Annotated in this window: 14 protein-coding genes; 12 read left to right on the top strand and 2 right to left on the bottom strand. The window is 73.8% G+C overall.

Annotated elements, in window-relative coordinates; all coding sequences use genetic code 11:
* The first annotated feature begins 72 nt into the window (after nt 1-72).
* Nucleotides 73-978, top strand: a complete 906-nt coding sequence (locus E4099_RS13770; RefSeq protein WP_167828371.1) for a S1 family peptidase — start codon at nt 73-75, stop codon at nt 976-978.
* Between the two features lie 296 nt (nt 979-1,274).
* Nucleotides 1,275-2,129: a slipin family protein gene (locus E4099_RS13765; RefSeq protein WP_245244812.1), complete on the top strand. Its 855-nt coding sequence runs from the start codon at nt 1,275-1,277 to the stop codon at nt 2,127-2,129.
* 183 nt (nt 2,130-2,312) lie between these two features.
* On the opposite strand, the gene E4099_RS13760 is transcribed toward E4099_RS13765, so the two are convergent.
* Complete coding sequence (locus tag E4099_RS13760; RefSeq protein WP_135339322.1) at nt 2,313-3,239, bottom strand: LysR family transcriptional regulator; 927 nt, start codon at nt 3,237-3,239, stop codon at nt 2,313-2,315.
* 89 nt (nt 3,240-3,328) lie between these two features.
* Between E4099_RS13760 and E4099_RS13755 the strand changes: the two genes are divergently transcribed.
* The 4 genes from E4099_RS13755 to E4099_RS13740 all read left to right on the top strand — a co-directional run bounded on the left by E4099_RS13755 (nt 3,329) and on the right by E4099_RS13740 (nt 7,419).
* The gene (locus E4099_RS13755; protein WP_135339321.1) at nt 3,329-4,258 is read left to right on the top strand and encodes a zinc-binding dehydrogenase; all 930 of its coding nucleotides are present in this window, start codon (nt 3,329-3,331) and stop codon (nt 4,256-4,258) included.
* Nucleotides 4,255-5,247, top strand: coding sequence for an alpha/beta hydrolase family protein (locus tag E4099_RS13750; protein ID WP_135339324.1), 993 nt, complete (start codon nt 4,255-4,257; stop codon nt 5,245-5,247). Before E4099_RS13755 ends, E4099_RS13750 begins: the two co-directional genes overlap by 4 nt.
* Nucleotides 5,244-5,993 (top strand): SDR family NAD(P)-dependent oxidoreductase, encoded by a 750-nt coding sequence (locus E4099_RS13745; RefSeq protein ID WP_135339320.1) that lies wholly within the window; start codon nt 5,244-5,246, stop codon nt 5,991-5,993. Before E4099_RS13750 ends, E4099_RS13745 begins: the two co-directional genes overlap by 4 nt.
* 352 nt (nt 5,994-6,345) lie before the next feature.
* Nucleotides 6,346-7,419 (top strand): S1 family peptidase, encoded by a 1,074-nt coding sequence (locus E4099_RS13740; protein ID WP_135339319.1) that lies wholly within the window; start codon nt 6,346-6,348, stop codon nt 7,417-7,419.
* Nucleotides 7,420-7,589: 170 nt separating this feature from the next.
* On the opposite strand, the gene E4099_RS13735 is transcribed toward E4099_RS13740, so the two are convergent.
* Nucleotides 7,590-8,027: a subtilase-type protease inhibitor gene (locus E4099_RS13735; RefSeq protein WP_135339318.1), complete on the bottom strand. Its 438-nt coding sequence runs from the start codon at nt 8,025-8,027 to the stop codon at nt 7,590-7,592.
* A gap of 891 nt (nt 8,028-8,918) precedes the next feature.
* Between E4099_RS13735 and E4099_RS13730 the strand changes: the two genes are divergently transcribed.
* The 6 genes from E4099_RS13730 to E4099_RS13700 all read left to right on the top strand — a co-directional run.
* Nucleotides 8,919-9,371 (top strand): hypothetical protein, encoded by a 453-nt coding sequence (locus E4099_RS13730; protein ID WP_135339317.1) that lies wholly within the window; start codon nt 8,919-8,921, stop codon nt 9,369-9,371.
* Between the two features lie 14 nt (nt 9,372-9,385).
* The gene (locus E4099_RS13725; RefSeq protein ID WP_209446611.1) at nt 9,386-10,750 is read left to right on the top strand and encodes a hypothetical protein; all 1,365 of its coding nucleotides are present in this window, start codon (nt 9,386-9,388) and stop codon (nt 10,748-10,750) included.
* Between the two features lies 1 nt (nt 10,751).
* The gene (locus tag E4099_RS13720) at nt 10,752-11,249 is read left to right on the top strand and encodes a P-loop NTPase family protein (protein ID WP_135339316.1); all 498 of its coding nucleotides are present in this window, start codon (nt 10,752-10,754) and stop codon (nt 11,247-11,249) included.
* 2 nt (nt 11,250-11,251) lie between these two features.
* Nucleotides 11,252-11,767 (top strand): hypothetical protein, encoded by a 516-nt coding sequence (locus E4099_RS13715; protein WP_135339315.1) that lies wholly within the window; start codon nt 11,252-11,254, stop codon nt 11,765-11,767.
* A gap of 476 nt (nt 11,768-12,243) precedes the next feature.
* Entirely contained in the window at nt 12,244-13,794 is a 1,551-nt protein-coding gene (locus tag E4099_RS13710) for an MFS transporter (protein WP_209446612.1), read from the top strand.
* Nucleotides 13,795-14,842: 1,048 nt separating this feature from the next.
* On the top strand, nt 14,843-18,470 hold a 3,628-nt coding region (locus E4099_RS13700; protein WP_135339313.1), incomplete at its 3' end, for a DNA polymerase III subunit alpha.

Here is an 18,470-nt window from a genome sequence, read left to right as displayed (position 1 = left end):
CCCCCCCACGGGGCCCCTCCTCGTCCGATGCCGGGTGAGGAGGGCGGACCCCCGATCACCTCGGAGGAAGAGTTGAGGACCAAGCGCAACACCCCCCGCACCGGAGTCACCCGCGGCAAGATGATCGCCGCTGCCGCGTCCGTGGTGGCCGTCGCCGCGGTGGCCCTCCCGGCCACCGCCAACGCGTCCGACAGCTCGGCGAAGACCTTCAGTGTCGCCGAGGCCAAGGCCGCGAGCAGTGCCGTGCTCAAGGCCGACGTCGGCGGCACCGCCTGGTACACCGACGCGAAGACCAACACCCTGGTGGTCACCGCCGACAGCACGGTCTCCCAGGCCGAGATCGCCAAGATCAAGAAGGCCGCCGGCGACAGCGCGGACGCGATAGAGATCAAGCGCACCCCGGGCAAGTTCAACAAGCTGATATCGGGCGGCGACGCCATCTACACCAGCAGCTGGCGCTGCTCGCTCGGCTTCAACGTCCGCAACAGCAGCGGTGCGAACTACTTCGTGACCGCCGGCCACTGCACCGACGGTGCCGGCACCTGGTACTCCAACTCCAGTGGTTCGACGGTCATCGGCCCGACCGCCGGTTCGAGCTTCCCGACCAACGACTACGGTCTGGTCCGCTACAGCGGCTCCGTCACGCCCCAGGGCACGGTCGGCAGCCAGGACATCACCCGCGCCGCCAACCCGACGGTGGGCCAGTCGGTCACCCGTCGCGGCAGCACCACCGGCATCCACAGCGGCACGGTCACCGGTCTGAACGCCACCGTGAACTACGGCGGCGGCGACATCGTCTACGGCATGATCCAGACCAACGTCTGCGCCGAGCCCGGCGACAGCGGCGGCCCGCTGTACTCCGGCAGCACCGCGCTGGGCCTGACCTCCGGCGGTAGCGGCAACTGCAGCTCCGGCGGCACCACCTTCTTCCAGCCGGTGGTGGAGGCGCTGAACGCGTACGGCGTGAGCGTCTACTGATCGACGGCTGACCAGGCCGGCGTCCCGGTGCCGCACCCGTAGCGCGCTACGGCACCGCCGGCCCGCAGCGCCAGAGCCCCCGCCCGGGACGCCGGGCGGGGGCTCTGCTGTGTCCGGGATCCGCCGGGTTCAGGGGCGGTGATGTACGCGGCTCTGCCGGGTCCGGGGGCGGCCGATCGCGGGCCGCTCATGTCCGGTTTCCTCTGGCCCTCCCGGGTGCTTGCACGTCGGACTATCGTGGACATCAGTTCCCAAAGAGGGGCATCGTTCGCGATTCGGACGGGCAGGTGACCGTGATGCTCGGTGTACTCGTGACGGTCGTCATCGTGGCGTTCCTGGTGGCGATGGCCGGAGTGCTGGCCTCCGCCCGGGTGGTCAAGCAGTACGAGCGCGGCATCGTGTTCCGGCTGGGCCGGCTGCGGTCGGAGATCCGGAACCCGGGATTCACCATGATCGTGCCGCTGGTCGACCGGCTCCGCAAGGTCAACATGCAGATCGTGACGCTGCCCGTGCCCGCCCAGGAGGGCATCACCCGGGACAACGTGACGGTCCGCGTCGACGCGGTGGTCTACTTCAAGGTCGTCGACCCCGCGGAGGCCATCGTGCAGGTCGAGGACTACCGGTTCGCGGTCTCCCAGATGGCCCAGACCTCGCTGCGCTCGATCATCGGCAAGAGCGACCTGGACGACCTGCTCTCCAACCGGGAGAAGCTCAACCAGGGGCTGGAGCTGATGATCGACAGCCCGGCCGTCGGCTGGGGCGTGCACATCGACCGGGTGGAGATCAAGGACGTCTCGCTGCCGGAGACCATGAAGCGCTCCATGGCCCGGCAGGCGGAGGCCGACCGGGAGCGCCGCGCCCGGGTGATCAACGCGGACGCGGAGCTGCAGGCGTCCCGGAAGCTCGCGGAGGCCGCCACGCAGATGGCGGACACCCCCTCGGCGCTCCAGCTGCGTCTGCTCCAGACCGTGATGGCGGTGGCCGCCGAGAAGAACTCCACCCTGGTGCTGCCCATCCCGGTGGAACTGCTGCGCTTCCTGGAGAAGGGCGCCTCGCCCGCCGACCAGGAACCGGCGGGCGAGCGGCCCCGACCCCTGGACACCCGCGCCGACGGGACCCGGCAGGAACGGTCCGGACCGGCCGCCGCCTGACCGACCGGCCTTCCGGGCCTGGGGAGCCGTGGGGTCCGGCCGGTGTGCGGACCGGTGAGGTTGGGTGAGCCGGTGACCGTACCGGCAAGGCCGTGGCCCCCGGCCGGGCGGGCGACCGAACACGACGGCGTGCGGACCGCCCGGCATCTCGTGCCGAGTCGGCACCGCTCACCGCCGCCCGCCTCAGGTGGCGTCCGCCGGTGGTTCGGGGAGCCAGTCGCGCGAGGGGTCGTATTCCAGCCAGCGGCTCCGCCCCGCTTCCGCGGCACAGGCGGCGGTGAGCCCGTCCAGTCCCGGATGCCCACCGCCGGTGCGCCACAGCAGCGACCAGGCGTACAGCGGTGTGGGCTCGACCAGGGGGACGGAGCGCAGCCCGGGAATGTGCGGCAGGGGTATGTCGGCGGGCAGCAGCGAGAAGCGGTGCGGGTCGGCGGCCACCTCCGCGAGGAAGTGGGTGAGCCCCAGGTTGACGCCGGCGGCCGCGCCGCGGATGCCGAAGCGGTCGGAGAACTGGTGGAGGAAGTCGAGCCGGTCCAGCGCGCCGGGGGCCCAGAGCACGCTGTCGCGCAACCGGCTCGGCCGCAGTGCCGGTTCGGCCGCCAGCGGATGGTCCGTGCTGAGCACGGCGTCGACGGGTTCGAGGCGGACCAGGCGGTGCGCCAGCCCGGGGTGCAGCGGCGGGTGGACCCGGCCGAAGGCCGCGTCGATGTCGCCACGCAGCAGCGCCGCCGCCACCGAGGGCAGATCGCGCCCGTGCCCCAGCGTCAACTCCCCGGCCTCCCCGGCGACCTGGGCCAGCGTCCGCATCGGTGCGTAGAGGTGCCCCCAGACGTCGACCCGCAGCGGGCGGTTCCACCCGGCCGCCGCCGCGACCGCGGCGTCGGCGGCGGCCACGGTCCGCCGGGCCGGCTGGAGGAAACGCTGCCCGGCCTCGGTGAGGCGCACCCCGCCGCCGCGCAGGAACAGCTCGGTGCCGAGCAGCAGCTCCAGCCGCGCGATCCGCTTGGACAGCGCCTGCTGGGAGATGCCCAGCGTCTCCGCGGCCCGTCCGAAGTGCAGTTCCTCGGCGGTGCGTACGAAGGCGCGTACCTGGGCCACATCGAGATCCACGGCCCTCACCATAGGCGACAACCGGAAGTTGTCGCCCTCGCGTGATCGTTGTTGGATCGCGGGGCGGCCCCCGGGGTTGCATCCTGGGCATGCGAAGACTGGTACCCACGGGGGACGCGGCACGTCCTGTCGTCTTCGCCGAGGTCCCCCAGCCCACTCCGCGGCCCGACGAGGCACTGGTCAAGGTGGAGGCGATCGCGCCCAACCGCGGCGAGACGTTCCTCCTGGAGCGGCCCCGGCCCGGGTGGCTGCCCGGCAAGGACATCGCGGGGCTCATCGTCCAGCCCGCGGCGGACGGCTCGGGCCCCGGCGCCGGCACCCGCGTGGTCGGGCATCCGGCGTCCGGCGGCTGGGCCGAGTACGCCGCGGTGCCGACGCACTCCCTCGCGGTGCTCCCGGACGGCATCGACAGCGTACGGGCCGCGGCCCTGCCGCTGGCCGGGATCACCGCCCTGCGGCTGCTGCGCACGGCCGGCTCCCTGGTCGGCCGGCGGGTGCTGCTGACGGGTGCCTCGGGAGGTGTCGGCCACTACGTCACCGAGCTGGCCCTCGGCGCCGGAGCCGAGGTGACCGCGGTGACGGCCACACCCGTGCGCGGCGAGCGGCTGGCCCGGCTGGGGGCGGAGGTGGTGCACGAGGTCGCGGCGGCCCAGGGGCCGTTCGACATCGCGCTGGAGTCCACCGGCGGTCCCGAGCTGCCGGCCGCCCTCGCCCAGCTGCGTCCGGGCGGCACGCTCGTCTGGTTCGGCCAGGCCGGCCGCACCCCGGTGACCTTGGACTTCTTCGACCTGCTCGGCGGGCCCGAGCGGGTCGCGATCCAGCACTTCCACTACGCCGGCGCCCCCTACGGCCCGGACCTCCGGACACTGGTGCGTCTGGTGGACGAAGGGCGGCTGCACCCCGAGATCGGGCGGATCGCCGACTGGACCCAGACCGCCGACACCCTGGTCGACCTGCGCGAACGCCGTATCCGCGGCAAGGCCGTGCTGCTGACGGGAGGAACGCCGTGCACACCGTGAACGCCACCGAGTTCGCCGCTGCCCAGTGGACCCGCGCCGTCGGAGCCGGCGTCGACCCCCATGAGTACCGGCGCGTCACCGGCGGCCTCGGCTCCGTCGCCGACTGGGAACCGTCCTTCCTGCGCACCGGGCAGGCCCACCTGGAGCGCGCGGAGCAGGCCGACTCCACCGTCTCGGCGGGCGAGCATCTGCTGATGGCGGCCCGGTGGTTCCACCTGGCCACGCTCGCGCCCGACGCGGAGGCGCGGCGCGCCGCGGCCGAGGCGGACCAGGCCCTGGGCCGAGCCCTCACGCTGCTGGAGCCCGGGGCGCGGCGAGTGACCGGCGAGGGATTCACCGGTTGGTTGCGCGGTCCCTCGAACGCGCCCGGCACCGCGATCGTCGTGCCCGGTCTGGACTCCGCCAAGGAGGAGTTCCTGGACCTGGTCTCCGCGCTGCTGGCCAGGGGGTTGGCGGTGTTCGCGATGGACGGCCCCGGCCAGGGCGCGCTCGCGGCCACGACGACCCTCACACCGGACTACGAGCAGGTCGTGAGCCGGGTCGTCGACGCCCTCGGCGCCCCGCGCGTCGGCCTCGTCGGCCTCAGCCTGGGCGGCTACTTCGCCGCCCGCGCCGCCGCGCTGGAACCGCGGGTGGCGGCGGCCGCGACCGTCAGCGGCCCCTTCCGCCTGGACTGGGAGGAGCTGCCCCGGCCGGTCAGGGCGATCATGGCCCGGCGCACCGGGGGCGCCGAGGCCGCCCGCGAGTTCGCCCGCCGGGTGGACCTCGCCGCCCTGGCACCCCGCATCGCGGCGCCGCTGCTGGTCGTGGACGGCGGCCAGGACGTCATCCCCGGCGTGGTCGACGGCGCGCCACTGGCCCGTCTGGCCCCGCACGGCAGCTACCTGTCGGTCCCGCACGGCGACCACCTCCTGGGCAACGCGCGGCCCGACTGGCTGTCCCACCTGGCCGACCACCTCACCCACACCCTGACAGGAGCACCGGCATGAAGCGCTTCACCGGGAAGACCGTGCTGATCACCGGCGGCACCAGCGGCATGGGCCTGGCCACCGCGCACCGCCTCATCACCGAAGGCGCCCAGGTGGTCATCACCGGGCGCACCCGCGAACGCGTCGACGCCGCCGTCCGGCGACTCGGGCCGCAGGCCTCGGGCACCGTCGCCGACGCCGCCGACCTGGGGGCGGTGGACGCGCTGATGGAGACGGTCCGTACCCGGTACGGCCGCCTGGACTGCCTCTTCGCGAACGCGGGCACCGGCACCTTCCTGCCCTTCGAGGACATCACCGAGGCGGACTTCGACCACGGCGCGGACGTCAACTTCAAGGGGGTCTTCTTCACCGTCCAGAAGGCACTGCCGCTCCTGGCGGACGGGGGCTCCGTCGTCATCAACGCGTCCTGGACCCTCCACCGGGGCAACAGCGTCCTCACCCTGTACTCGGCGACGAAGGCCGCCGCGCACAACCTGGCCCGCACTCTCGCCGCGGCTCTCGCCCCGCGCGGCATCCGCGTCAACTCCATCAGCCCCGGGTACATCGACACACCCATGTACCCCGCCGCCGCCCTGGATCCCTCGGAGGCGGAGGCGCTGACCGGCCGGATCGCGGCGGGCCGCTTCGGGCGCCCGGAGGAGGTCGCGGCGGCCGTGGCCTTCCTGGCCTCGTCCGACGCGTCCTATGTCAACGGCCAGGACCTCGTGATCGACGGTGGCCTGGTGGGTGCCGCAACCGCCTCCTGACCGGTGGGCAGCCCGCGCGAGCAGCCGACCTCCCCCAGGAGAGCGGCCCGCGAGGTGGTGCCGAGGAACGCCTGGCTGGAGATCCGGTCGAGCCGCGGCCGGGTGGCGGAAGTCGCCGGTGGCTCGCCCCGCCCACCGCGAGGGGTGCCCGCGCCGACCTTGACGCGTGCGGGCACCGCCATGCGCGGTGGGTGGGGGCGCACCGGGGCTCCAAGCGCGGTCCGAACGCGACCTTGTACGCGCCCCGGCGTGCCCGGAATGATCGTCCGGCCCGTTGGCATGGACGTGAAGTCCCTGGTGAACGGTGCTCCGTGCTCCTGGCACCGACCCATCCCTCACGGGAGGTTCCGAGTTGAAGCTCCGACGTATGGCGCCCCGACGCCCTGTCCTGATCGGCGCCGGCGTCGCCGTGCTCGCCGCCGTCGCCCTCGCACTGCCGAACGCCGCCGCCACCCCTCCGGCAGGCCCCGGCCCGCTCCAGGCCCCCACGCCCGGCCGGCTCGCCGCCCGCCTCACCACCGCACTGGGGGCCGACGCGGCCGGCTCCTACTACGACGCGCGGGCCCGCCGGCTGGTGGTCAACGTACTGGACCGGGACGCCGCCGCCCGGGTACGCGCCCAGGGCGCCGAACCCCGGCTGGTCAGGCACTCGCTGGCGCGGCTGGACGCCGCCCGGGCCTCGCTGAAGGCCAAGGCGGCCGTGCCGGGCACCGCCTGGGCGATGGATCCGAAGACCAACCAGGTGGTGGTCATCGCCGACCGCACGGTCACCGGCGCCCGGCTGGCCACCCTCGACAAGGCCGTCCGAGGGCTCGGCGACAGGGTGCGGGTGCGGCGCTCGGCCGGCGCCATCCGGCCTCTCATCGCGGGCGGCGACGCCATCTGGGGCGACGCTGGGCGCTGCTCACTGGGCTTCAACGTGGTCAAGGCCGGTCGGCCGTACTTCCTGACCGCCGGGCACTGCACGGGGGAGATCGAGCGCTGGTCGGAGACCGAGAACGGCGCCGAGATCGGGACCAGCCAGGACAGCAGCTTCCCCGGCAACGACTACGGCCTGGTCGAGTACACGGCCGACATCGCCCATCCGAGCGAGGTGGACCTGTACGAGGGCGGGACCCAGCCCATCACCGGGGCCGGCGAGGCCGCGGTCGGCCAGCGGGTGTGGCGCAGCGGCAGTAGCAGTCATGTGCACGACGGCCAGGTCACCGCGCTGAACGCCACCGTCAACTACCCGGAGGGCAGCGTCGAGGGGCTGATCCAGACCAACCTCTGCGCCGAGCCCGGCGACAGCGGCGGCCCGCTGTTCTCCGGCAGCACCGCACTGGGCCTGACCTCCGGTGGCAGCGGTGACTGCACCCTGGGCGGCGAGACCTTCTTCCAGCCGGTGACCGAGGTGCTGACGGCGTACGGGGCCCGACTCGGCTGACCGTCGCGTCGTGCCACCGGGCGGCCCCCGCGGCGAGCCGCACCCCGCCCCGTACAGCGGGCGAGGCCCCCGGGCAACCCGATGGGGTGCTCCGAGGGCCTCGCCGAACGCGGGGAGCGGCGCCGGTGCCCGAGCGGGCGGGGGTCCGCCGGCTCGCGCACCGCCTGCCGTCAGAACGCGAAGACCAGGGAGGTCGCACCCTCCTTCACGCAGTTGTTGGGGAAGGTGTGCGCGTAGGAGACCCGGCGGCCGTCCCAGACCCCTTCCGCGGTGACGGTGATCGGACGCCAGTCCCTGGTACAGGCCCGGCCGTTGTCCGACTCCGTGACCGCCAGCCCGGAGAAGTCCCCGTCGACGGCGGAGAGCTCCGCGCACGCCTCGGCGGCGGCCGGGTGCGTCCCGCTGGGTCGCGGTGCGCAGCTGAGCGTCACGGCACGCTGTATGGCGGCGGTCGAGGCGTCCTCACCCTGACCGACGGTCAGCACCAGCGCCGAGGGCGCGTACAGGCTCCGCGGCTGGGCGGGTTCGGCGCTCGCCGTGACGGCCGCCACCAGGCAGCCCGCGGACAGCGTGAGGCCCAGACCGATCGCTCCAGCGATCTTCCGCATTCCGAACACTCCCTTGCTCGTGATTGCAGATACCGGACGGGAGTCTTGCCGAACCGTTCACAGATCGCATGTCGAAGTTGCACCGAACGCACACTTCCGGTCGCGTTCAGCGACGGCCCACTGGCTGATTGTCACACCCGGTATCCGATGTCTTTGCGTGCATCAACAATCAACCCAGGGTGACACGCCCCAGGTCTGGCCCCCTCGCTCAACACGGAACGGCGCGCCGGTAGCCCCGCGATGGCCACCTGATGGCCGAGCCCGTCCGGTACGGCGCACCTCGGTCGGACCGGCTCGACCGGAAACCACCACCCACGCAAGCGCGTACTCCCGCCTGCCACCGGGTGGGGCCGCCGCCATCGCCGCCTCCCCGTCTGAACACGGACCCGCCCGGCATGCCGGCAGGGGCCGGACGGCCGGTCGCGTGAGGTGGGCATGCCGGTCGGCACGCGCGAGCCGACCCACCGAGTAGCCCTGAACCCGCGGCGAGGGTTGTCGCCCCATGGGCGTGGGTCGGGGCCGGGCCGCGTTGTGGGTGAGGGGCGCGCGTCAGGGCGCTGCGGTGGGGGCGGCGCAGGCCGGCTGCCCGTCGACGGCGAGGCCGCCCGGCGGCAACCGCGAACGACATCGCCCGGCCCATGGCGGCCGCCCGATCGGCCCGCTCCGCTACCGGCAGCCCAAGTGGAATCCGGATCGCGGACAGGTGATCGGTGGTTTTTCCCTGGCTGACAGCCAGTCAATTGGCGGATCACCCGGCCGACAGGGGCGAGTTGTGGGGTGACAAGTCCGCCTTGGTCCCGTGATGTCGGAGAGCGCAAGGCGCCACCACACCGCTGACTCCCACGTAAAAGTGTGATCAACTGCCTGCCGACAGGGAGGGGAAGACGCGTGATGTCAGAGGACTTCGGCGAGAAGTGGAACCGCGGCCCCGCCGGCAGCGCAGCCCTGCGGACGGGTACCAGGCTGGACGGTGGGCCAGGAATCCCGTCGAAACCGGGCGGACCGGCGGACTTCGCCTCGTCACCCACGCAGAAGAAGGAGGCGGCGGGCACGATCGAGCACGAGTTGGGGCCCAACACCTCCACGGCCGCGAAGCACGCGGACGAGGCCACCTCCGCCGCCGCGAAGGGATTCCAGGACTGGGACACCGCCGCCGGCCTGAAGAAGGTGGCGGAGACCTGGGACCAGCAGGTGAAAGCCCTGATGGGCCGGCTGGCGGGGGAACAGAGCGCGCTGCTCGGCGCCCAGGGGTACTTCGCGCGGAACGACATCGATCTGGCCTGCAAGCTCCACGCCTCCCAGTCCAAGCTGAACGACTACTCCACCGAGGGCCCGCGGTGCTGACCTACCACAAAGTCATGACCACCGACCTGGGGCTGCTGCTCACGGCCGCCGGCCAGTGGGAGGCGATGGCGGGCGAGCTCCAGAAGGTGGAGACCCGCTACGGCAACACCGTCCAGAAGATCACCATGGGATCGGGTTGGAACGGCATCAGCGCCGGATTCGCCCGTACCAACTTCGCGGCGACCCGCTACGAGTACGCCGCCGCGCAGATCGAGGCCAAGGCGGTCGCCGGCCTGCTGCGGGAAGCCCATGAGAAGTTCACCGACCTCAGAAATAAGCTCACCAGCGCGCGGGCCGACGCGATAGCCGCCGGCATGACCGTCTCGGAGGAGGGACACGTCGCATTCGACTGGGCCGCGCTGACCCCCGCCGAGCGCAGCGCCTACCACCACGACCCCGACGGCCAGAAGTACATCAGCGACTCCGTCAGTACCTGGCAGGAGCACATCGACGACCGGGTGAAGGCGTTCGCCGCGGCCGACCTGAGCGTCAAGACCGCCCTGGAAGCGGCCGTCCTCGACAGCAACAAGGACCTGTTCACGGGCGGTAACGACGAGACCCTCAACGGGTTCAACCGCTACGCCGACAGCGAGCTGGACAAGACCGGCGCCGGCAACGGCAAGGACAAAGACAAGGGCAAGGAGCCCGCCACCAAGACAGACGGCTGGCACACCGAGGGCACGACCTCGGCGACCGGTCCCGCCGCCGGCTTCACGTACGGCGGACCCAAGTACGGCAAGGAGGGCTCGGCCAAGCTCTATGCGGACCTCGGCCACGCCACTGCCCAGGGCACGACGGCCAACGGGCCCTGGAGACTCTCCGGGATCGGCGACGCCTACGCGGGCGCCAGAGCCACCGCCAACTGGGGCTTCAACGAATCGGGCATCACCGGGAAGGCCGAGGTGTCCGCGGGCGGACGGGCCATGGCCGAGGGCCGAATAGAGGTCGCACACGTGGGCCTCTACGAACGCGTCGACGCCTTCGCCGGCGGCGAGGCCTCGGTCTCCGCCGGGGCGGGCACCTCCGGTGTCAACGCCGGAGCCAAGGTCTTCGCGGGCGCCAAGGTCTCTGTGGCCGGCGGCGGGGAGGTCGCCGGCATCGGCGGCGGCGGTACGGCCGAGGGCTGGGCCGGGGCGGGCGCGGAGGCCAAGGTGACCTTCGGCATGGGGGATGACGGTAAGTTCCACATCGGCGGCAAGGTGGGCGTCGCCGTCGGAGTCGGCGGCTCCGTGGGCGCGGAGTTCACCATCGACCCGAAGAAGGTGGCCGACGCGACCAGTGACGCGGTGGACTTCGTGACCGACACGGCCGACCACGTCCTGGACGGCCTCGCCGAGTTGACCCAGAGCGACGCGCTCCCCCGCGGAAAGAGACGCTGAGATGGCCGCGACACTGCCGGTGCCGATCGAGTTCAGCCTGCCGGAGGGCTGGCGCCCCGCCCCTCCCGAGGAACTCGGCGCCCCGGGCGTGGCCTTCATGGCCCTGCATCCGCGCCCCGATGCCGGGTTCACGGCCAACATCACCATTGACGGCGACTTCCGACCGGACGAGGCGACCCTGGCCGACATGGCCGAGGAGGCCGTGCGGCGGGTCCGCGAGGTCGCCGAGTCGGTGGTGGTGACCAGCCGCCGCGAACTCGGCTCCGAGGACGCGCCCGGGCTCGCCCAGCGACTGACCCTGTCGGCCGTCACCGGCGGCACGCGCCGCGACCTCGTGCAGTCCCAGGTCTACCTCGCCTTCCTGGACCCCGGCAGCCCGCACAAGCGCGCGGTGATCCGGCTGATCCTGACCTGCACCGCGGCGCAGGAGGAGGGTGTCGTGGGCGACTTCCAGGACTTCCTGCGCTCGGTTGCCCCCGACACCGGGGCGGAGGCGTAGCGATGGGCCGCTTCTGGGACTCGTTCACCGGCACCCGGCATCCCGACGGGGACGCCGCGGTGTCCTCCCCCGCGGAACTCAGGGCCGCGCTGCTCGCACTGGGCGGCCCGAAGGTGCCGTTCACCGTGCGCGAGGCCCTCCCCGCGGAGAAGGCGGACCTGGTCGCGGAGTGGCGGATCCAGGAACCCGCCTGGCACACCTTCTTCGCCCGGAGCCGGCTGGACCGGCAGCTCCGGATCAGCATGCGCCTGGATCCGGAGAAGCACGAGGTGCGCTCCCTCGACGAGCAGTGGGAGGTGACCTGGGTCGGGCACACTCCCCAGGTCGCCGCCTCGCGCGCGTACGGCAGCGGGTCGGCGACCACGGTCTCCAAGCAGTGGACCTACGAGAAGGGGCCCGACGGTCGCCGGCGCCGGGTCGAGACGTTCGGCTTCGACTCGCGCGCGATGAAGGACCCGCTGCGCACCGCGGTGCTCGGCGCGGGATGGACCTGGCGCGGAGCGGTCTTCAGGCTCTGAGCGGCGGTCCCCGCACCCCCGCGGACGCCTCCGCACCCCGCGGCGGGGGCCCGTCCTCGCGGCCCGGCCCCCGCCGCGGTCCACCTGTCTGACGATCGCTGGTCCGCAGGTGTCGTCGAATGACGTGCGAGGGGCGCGGATCGAGCCGTTGCCTGCGGACCGGACGCTGAACGGGGTGGTCGGTGGCGGGATCATCGTGAGGTGATCGATGCGATCGCCCGGAGGTTCCAGACCGGATCGCAGTGGTGCACCTGCCAGTCCGGTCGCGGCGGCCGCGGTGGGGGTTCCGGTCCGGGGCCCGTCCTGATAGCTTGTCGGGCATGTTCCTCCTCTGTGCATAGGAGTCGGCGCCCAACGCCCCGAGCCGGGGCGTGGCTTCCGCCGTCCCCGCACCTGCCGGCGCCGCTGTCGAAGGCGCCGCCTTTCTGAGGAACGCGATCGTGTCTGCACCTTCCCGGGGCCCGTCGTACGCTGCCGTGCTGCGGATCCCCCATGCCCGCCGGACCTTCGGCGCGGCGCTGCTGGGCCGCTTGTCGTACGGCACCGTCGGGCTGTCCCTGATCCTGGCCGCCAAGGAGGCCACCGGCTCGTTGTCGACCGCCGGCGTCGTCATGGCGCTGTACGGGCTGGCGAATGTCCTGCTCTCACCCGCGCGGGCCGCTCTGATCGACCGTCATGGGCCGCGCCGGGCACTGCCCCCGATGGCCGCGGTCTACGCGCTGACCCTGGCCGCGCTCGCCGCCGCGACCTGGCGGGCGAACGCGTCGGACGTGCTGCTGGAGGCTCTGGCGCTGGCCGCCGGTGCGAGTACGCCGCCGCTCGGCCCGGTGATGCGGACGCTGTGGAGCGACCTGGTGTCCGATCCGTCGCTGCTGCGGCGCGCCTACAGCCTGGACGGTGTCGCCGAGGAGGTCCTCTACGTCACGGGGCCGCTGCTGGTGGGCCTGCTGGTGAAGGTCGCGATGCCGTCGGTCGGACTCCTGGTGAGCGCCGCACTGGTGCTGAGCGGCTCGCTGGCCCTGGTCACCTCCCCGGTGGTCCGCGACGCGGCCGCACCCGGGAGGGCTTCGGCGGCGTCCGCGGCGCCAAACGGGTCCGCGGGGCAGGCCGGCGGTTCTGGTTCCGCCGGTTCCGCCGCTTCCACCGGGCCGGCGGACGGCTCCGCACCCACCGCCTCCGGTTCCGCCGCTGCCGCGGACGCGTGCGGCGGAACGGGTTCCGGGGCGGTGCCCGTTCCGGTGGAACCGGCCGTGCGGCGCGGCTCCGGACTGCCTCAGGCGGTCATCGTCTCGGTCGGGGTCGGCATGGCCCTGGGGGCGCTGGATCTGCTGGTGATCGCCTTCGCCGACCAGCACCACCACCCCGACACGGTGGCCTGGAGCATGGCCGCGCTGTCCGGCGGCAGTGTGATCGGCGGCCTGGCCTACGGGGCCGTGCCCTGGCGCGGATCGGCCGGGCCGCGGCTGTCACTCCTCGCCGCCGCCCTCGGGCTGACGCTGGCCGCGACCGGGCTCGCCTCCCACCCCGCCGCGGTCATCGCCGGGATGGCGGTCGGCGGGCTGTTCGTCGCCCCGGCTCTCACCACGGCCTATCTGATCGCCGACGAGTCCGCTGGTGCGGACGCCCGGACCCGGGCCGGGGCATGGGTGAACACCGCCTTCAACGCCGGTTCGGCGGGGGCTTCGGTCGCCGCCGGAGTGCTGGTGGGCCGGCTGCCGCTGGCGCTGTGCTTCGCGCTGGCGGCCGTCCCGGTGGTGCTCTCCGCCGTCGGCGGTCTGGTGCCGAGACGGGGCTCAGACGCGCGGGCGGCCGGCCGGCGGGTTGAGCAGTTCCGGGCTGTCGGGGTGGACGCGGGTGCGGATCGCGGAGGCCAGCAGGGTGAGCAGGGTGCCCACCACCGCCCAGCCGGCCAGCACCAGCAGCGGCCAGGTCACCGCGTTGCCCTGGAAGTACGCGATGGAGCGGCTGGTCCAGGTGCCGGCGCCCGGGGGGAGGTAGGGGCCGATGTGCCGCCAGAAGGCAGGTAGCAGCGGATAGGGGTACGGGCCTCCGGAACTCGGGTTGCCCAGCACCACCACCAGCAGGATCGCCAGCCCGATGCCGAGCACGCCGAAGAGCGCCTGGAGGGCCAGGGTGGCCGCGCCGACCGCGAACACGGTCAGGGCGCCCAGCCCCCACAGCGCCGGGAAGCTGCCGGGCAGCGCGCCCAGGACCGGCCCCACGATGATCGCGCCGCCCAGGCCGGCCAGCACCGAGTAGAGCGCCAGCACGGCCAGCCGGATCACGGCCCGGCGCGGGCTGGCCGGCCGTGCCCCGGCGCTGATCGCCAGGATCGCCGCGCACAGGTAGCCGCCCACGCACCAGCCGATCACCAGGTAGAAGGAGGACAGCGAGCGGGAGTCGCCGCTGCTGGCCGGCACGATGTCGGTGGCGGCCACGGTGCGCCCCGCGGACCGTTCCGCCGCGGTGACCACCTGCTCGGTGGCCTGCGCCAGCGAGTTGCCGGCGGCGCCCGCGACCAGGAGCCGGTCGGTTCTGCCGCTCGGGTTCACGATCAGCGCCGCGTCGGTCTCCCGGTGCTTGATCCGGCGGGTCGCCTTCGCCTCGTCCGACACCGGGTGCGCGTCCAGCGGGCTCCCGGACAGCCCGTCCAGCTGGTGCGCCGTACGGTCGCGCAGCTGCGCGGTGGGGGCGACCACGTCCAGGTCGACGCGGTGCGGTGTGGGGTGGTGGAAGGCGCCCAGGTACGAGGTGATGAAGCCGAGCTGGAGCAGCAGGGTGCCGATCACCAGCAGGGCGGCGCGCAGGGTGACGGCACCCCCGCCGTCGGCGCGGTAGGAGAGGTGGGTGGCGTTTCTCGTATGGGACATGTCGCTCCTTGCCGCACCGTCCGGGCCGGATTCCCCCATCGTGTGCAGGTGGGGTGGGCCGGCGCAGGCGGCGCGGGCCGTTCAGGGGATCGAGGCCGCCCGCACGGCCGTATCGTACGAACGTTCGAAATTTGGTTTATGGTGGAAGAGAGGGGATCGATACAAGACCGTCAGGGGGGATGGGTTCGAACAGCAGGAGGTGCGGATGCCGGGCTTCACGCATCTGCACACCGCGTCCGGGTTCTCGATGCGGTACGGCGCCGCCCACCCGGAGGCGCTGGCGCGCCGTGCCGCCGAGCGGGAGATGGACGCCCTCGCGCTGACCGACCGCGACAGCCTGGCCGGCGCGGTGCGCTTCGCCAGGGCGGCGGCAGCGGCCGGGGTGCGCCCGCTCTTCGGGGTCGACCTGGCGGTACGCGAGCCCGCGGACGGCCCGGGGTTCCCCGCGGCCGGCCCTGGCTCCGCCTCCCGGGCGCTGGCCGCCGCGGTGGCGGCGGGCCCGGGCGACCTCACCGGCCGACCGGGGGAGTCCCCGGCCGATCCGGGCACCTGGCGGCGGGCCGGCCGGCACACGGCGCGACGCCGGACGCCGGTGCGCGGCGGCGCCTTCGTCGACGAGTCCGCGCCCCGGGCGACCTTCCTCGCCCGGGACGGCGCGGCCGCCTGGGCCGCCCTGTGCGGACTGGTCTCCGCCGCCCACGTTCGCCAGGAGGACCACCCCCTGCTGCACTGGGAGGACCTGGCCGGCGCGCCGGCCGGGGCGCTCACCGCGCTGACCGTACTGCTCGGCACCGACTCCGACGTCGGCCGGGCGCTCGCCGCCGGCCGCCCGGACCGCGCCGCCCGGCTGCTGGCGCCCTGGCGGGAGCTGTTCGGGGACGCGCTGCGGCTGGAGGCGGTCTGGCACGGCCGCACCGGCACCGGCCCCGGATCGCTCCGGCTGGCCGCCCGGACCCTGGGCTTCGCCGCCGACCAGGGGGTGCCGGCCGTACTGAGCAACGCGGTTCGCTACGCCGACCCCGAGCAGGGGCCGGTGGCCGACGTGCTGGACGCCGCCCGCCGGCTGGTCCCGATCGATCTCCGCCGGCCGGAGGCGCTGGACAGCGGCGCGGCCTGGCTCAAGGGGCCCGGGGACATGGCGCGGATCGCCGAGCGGATCGCGGAGGCGGCCGGATTCCGCCGCTCGGCGGCCCACCGGCTGCTGGCCGAGACCCAGCGCACCGCCGCCGAGTGCCTGGTCGACCCCGAGGAGCACCTGGGGCTCGGCAGCGTCCACTTCCCCGAGCCGCATCTGGTCGGCGTCACCGGCGGCCGGGGCCGGGGCCGGACCGTGGAGCGGGAACTGCGCGCCCGCTGCGCCGCGGCCATGGTGCGCCGCGGCTACGACCGCGACACGCCGCGCTGGCGGCGGCTGGAGAGCGAACTGCGCACCATCGAACGGCTCGGCTACGCCGGCTACTTCCTCACCGTCGCCCAGGTGGTGGACGACACCCGGGCCCTGGGGATCCGGGTCACCGCCCGGGGCTCCGGCGCCGGATCGCTGGTCAACCACCTCCTGGGCATCGCCCACGCCGACCCGGTGGAGAACGGCCTGCTGATGGAGCGCTTCCTGTCGGTGCGGCGGGCCGCGCTGCCCGACATCGACATCGACGTGGAGTCCGCGCGCCGGCTGGAGGTCTACCGCGCCATCTTCGACCGTTTCGGTGCCGCCCGGGTGGCGACCGTCGCCATGCCCGAGACCTACCGGGTGCGCCATGCGGTACGGGACGTGGGCGCCGCCCTGGGGATGGACCCCGCCGAGGTGGACCGGATAGCCAAGTCCTTCCCGCACATCCGCGCCCGGGACGCGCGGGCGGCCCTCGCCGAACTGCCCGAGCTGAAGGAGCTGCGGGAGGGCGGGGAGCCGGGCGGGCCGCCCGCCCTGCGGGAGCGCTACGGCGGCTTCTGGGGGCTGGTGGAGGCGCTGGACGCGCTGCCCCGCGGCATCGCCATGCACCCCTGCGGTGTCCTGCTGTCGGACGCCGGGCTGCTGGGCCGTACCCCCGTCGTTCCGACCAGCGGCGAGGGCTTCGCCATGTCGCAGTTCGACAAGGACGACGTGGAGGACCTCGGGCTGCTCAAGCTCGATGTGCTCGGGGTGCGGATGCAGTCCGCGATGGCCCACGCGAGCCAGGAGGTCGCACGCGTCACCGGGCGCCCGCTGGATCTGGACGACCCGGCCCAGGTGCCGCCGGGCGACCCCGCCACCTACCGGCTGATCCGGTCGGCCGAGACCCTCGGCTGCTTCCAGATCGAGTCCCCCGGCCAGCGCGACCTGGTCGGACGGCTGCAACCCGAGACCTTCCACGACCTGGTGGTCGACATCTCGCTGTTCCGGCCGGGCCCGGTCGCGGCCGACATGGTGCGGCCCTTCATCGACGCCCGGCACGGCCGCGCCCGCCCGCGCTACCCGCACCCCGACCTGGTCGAGGCGCTGCGCGAGACCTACGGCGTGGTGGTCTTCCACGAACAGGTCATCACGATCCTGGCCACCATGACCGGTTGCGAACCGGACCTGGCGGACGAGGCCAGGCGCGCCCTGTCCGACCCCGCGCGGCAGGGCCGGGTACGGGCCTGGTTCCACGCGGAGGGGGCGCGGCGCGGCTACTCCCCGCAGGTGCTGGCGCACACCTGGGAGATCGTCGCGGCCTTCGGCTCCTACGGCTTCTGCAAGGCGCACGCCGTCGCCTTCGCCGTACCCACCTACCAGTCCGCCTGGCTGAAGGCCCACCACCCGGCCGCCTTCTACGCCGGGTTGCTCAGCCACGACCCCGGGATGTACCCCAAGCGCCTGCTGCTGGCGGACGCCCGCCGCCGCGGGGTGCCGATCCTGCCGCTGGACGTGAACCGCTCCGACACCGCTTATCGAATCGAACTGGTGTCCGGTGACGGGGAAGGGGACGGGACCTACGGCCTGCGGATGGCGCTGTGCGACGTCCACGGCATCAGCGAGGCCGAGGCGGCGCGGATCGCCGCCGGACGCCCCTACTCCTCGCTGCTCGACCTGTGGCAGCGGGCCCACCCCGGACGGCCGGTCGCCGAACGCCTGGCCCAGGTCGGCGCCCTGGACGGGTTCGGCGACAACCGCCGCGACCTGCTGCTGCACATCGCCGAGCTGCACCGCGGGCAGCGCGCCGCCGGAGCCCGGCGGGCCGCCCGGGCCGCCGGGCCCCAGGGGCGCACCGCACCCGGCGGGCAGCTGCCGCTCACCGAGGCCGGTCCGGCCGCCCCCGCCGGCCTCCCCGACCTGGACGCGACCGAACGCCTCGGCGCCGAACTCGAGATCCTCGGCATGGACGTCTCCCGCCACCTGATGGGGGATCACCTGGCCTTCCTGGAGGAGGTGGGCGCGGTCCCGGCGAAGCGGCTGCGCACCGCGCGGCACGGTGAGACCGTGCTGGTCGCCGGAGCCAAGGTGGCCACCCAGACGCCGCCCATCCGCTCCGGACGGCGCGTCATCTTCGCCACCCTGGACGACGGCACCGGCCTGGTCGACCTCGCCTTCTTCGAGGACAGCCACGCCGCCTGCGCGCACACCGTCTTCCACTCCTGGCAGCTGCTGGTACGCGGAGTGGTCCAGCGGCGCGGCCCGCGCAGCCTCAGCGTGGTCGGCTCCGCCGCCTGGGACCTCGCCGAACTGGTCGAGCTGCGCCGCACCGGCGGCCTGCCCGCGGTGGCCGCCCGCCTGGCGGCGACCGTGCCGGACGGCACCCCCTCCGGTCGGACGACCGGCCCGGCTCCGGTTGCCGCGGGGCCGGGGAGCGGTACGGCCCGGGCCTCCGGGGGACCAGGGG

The sequence above is a fragment of the Streptomyces palmae genome (genome assembly GCF_004684805.1).
In the GTDB taxonomy this organism is placed as follows: Bacteria; Actinomycetota; Actinomycetes; order Streptomycetales; family Streptomycetaceae; genus Streptomyces; species Streptomyces palmae.
Note: the sequence above shows the minus strand (reverse complement) of the source record. Positions and strands in the feature narration are given on the sequence as shown.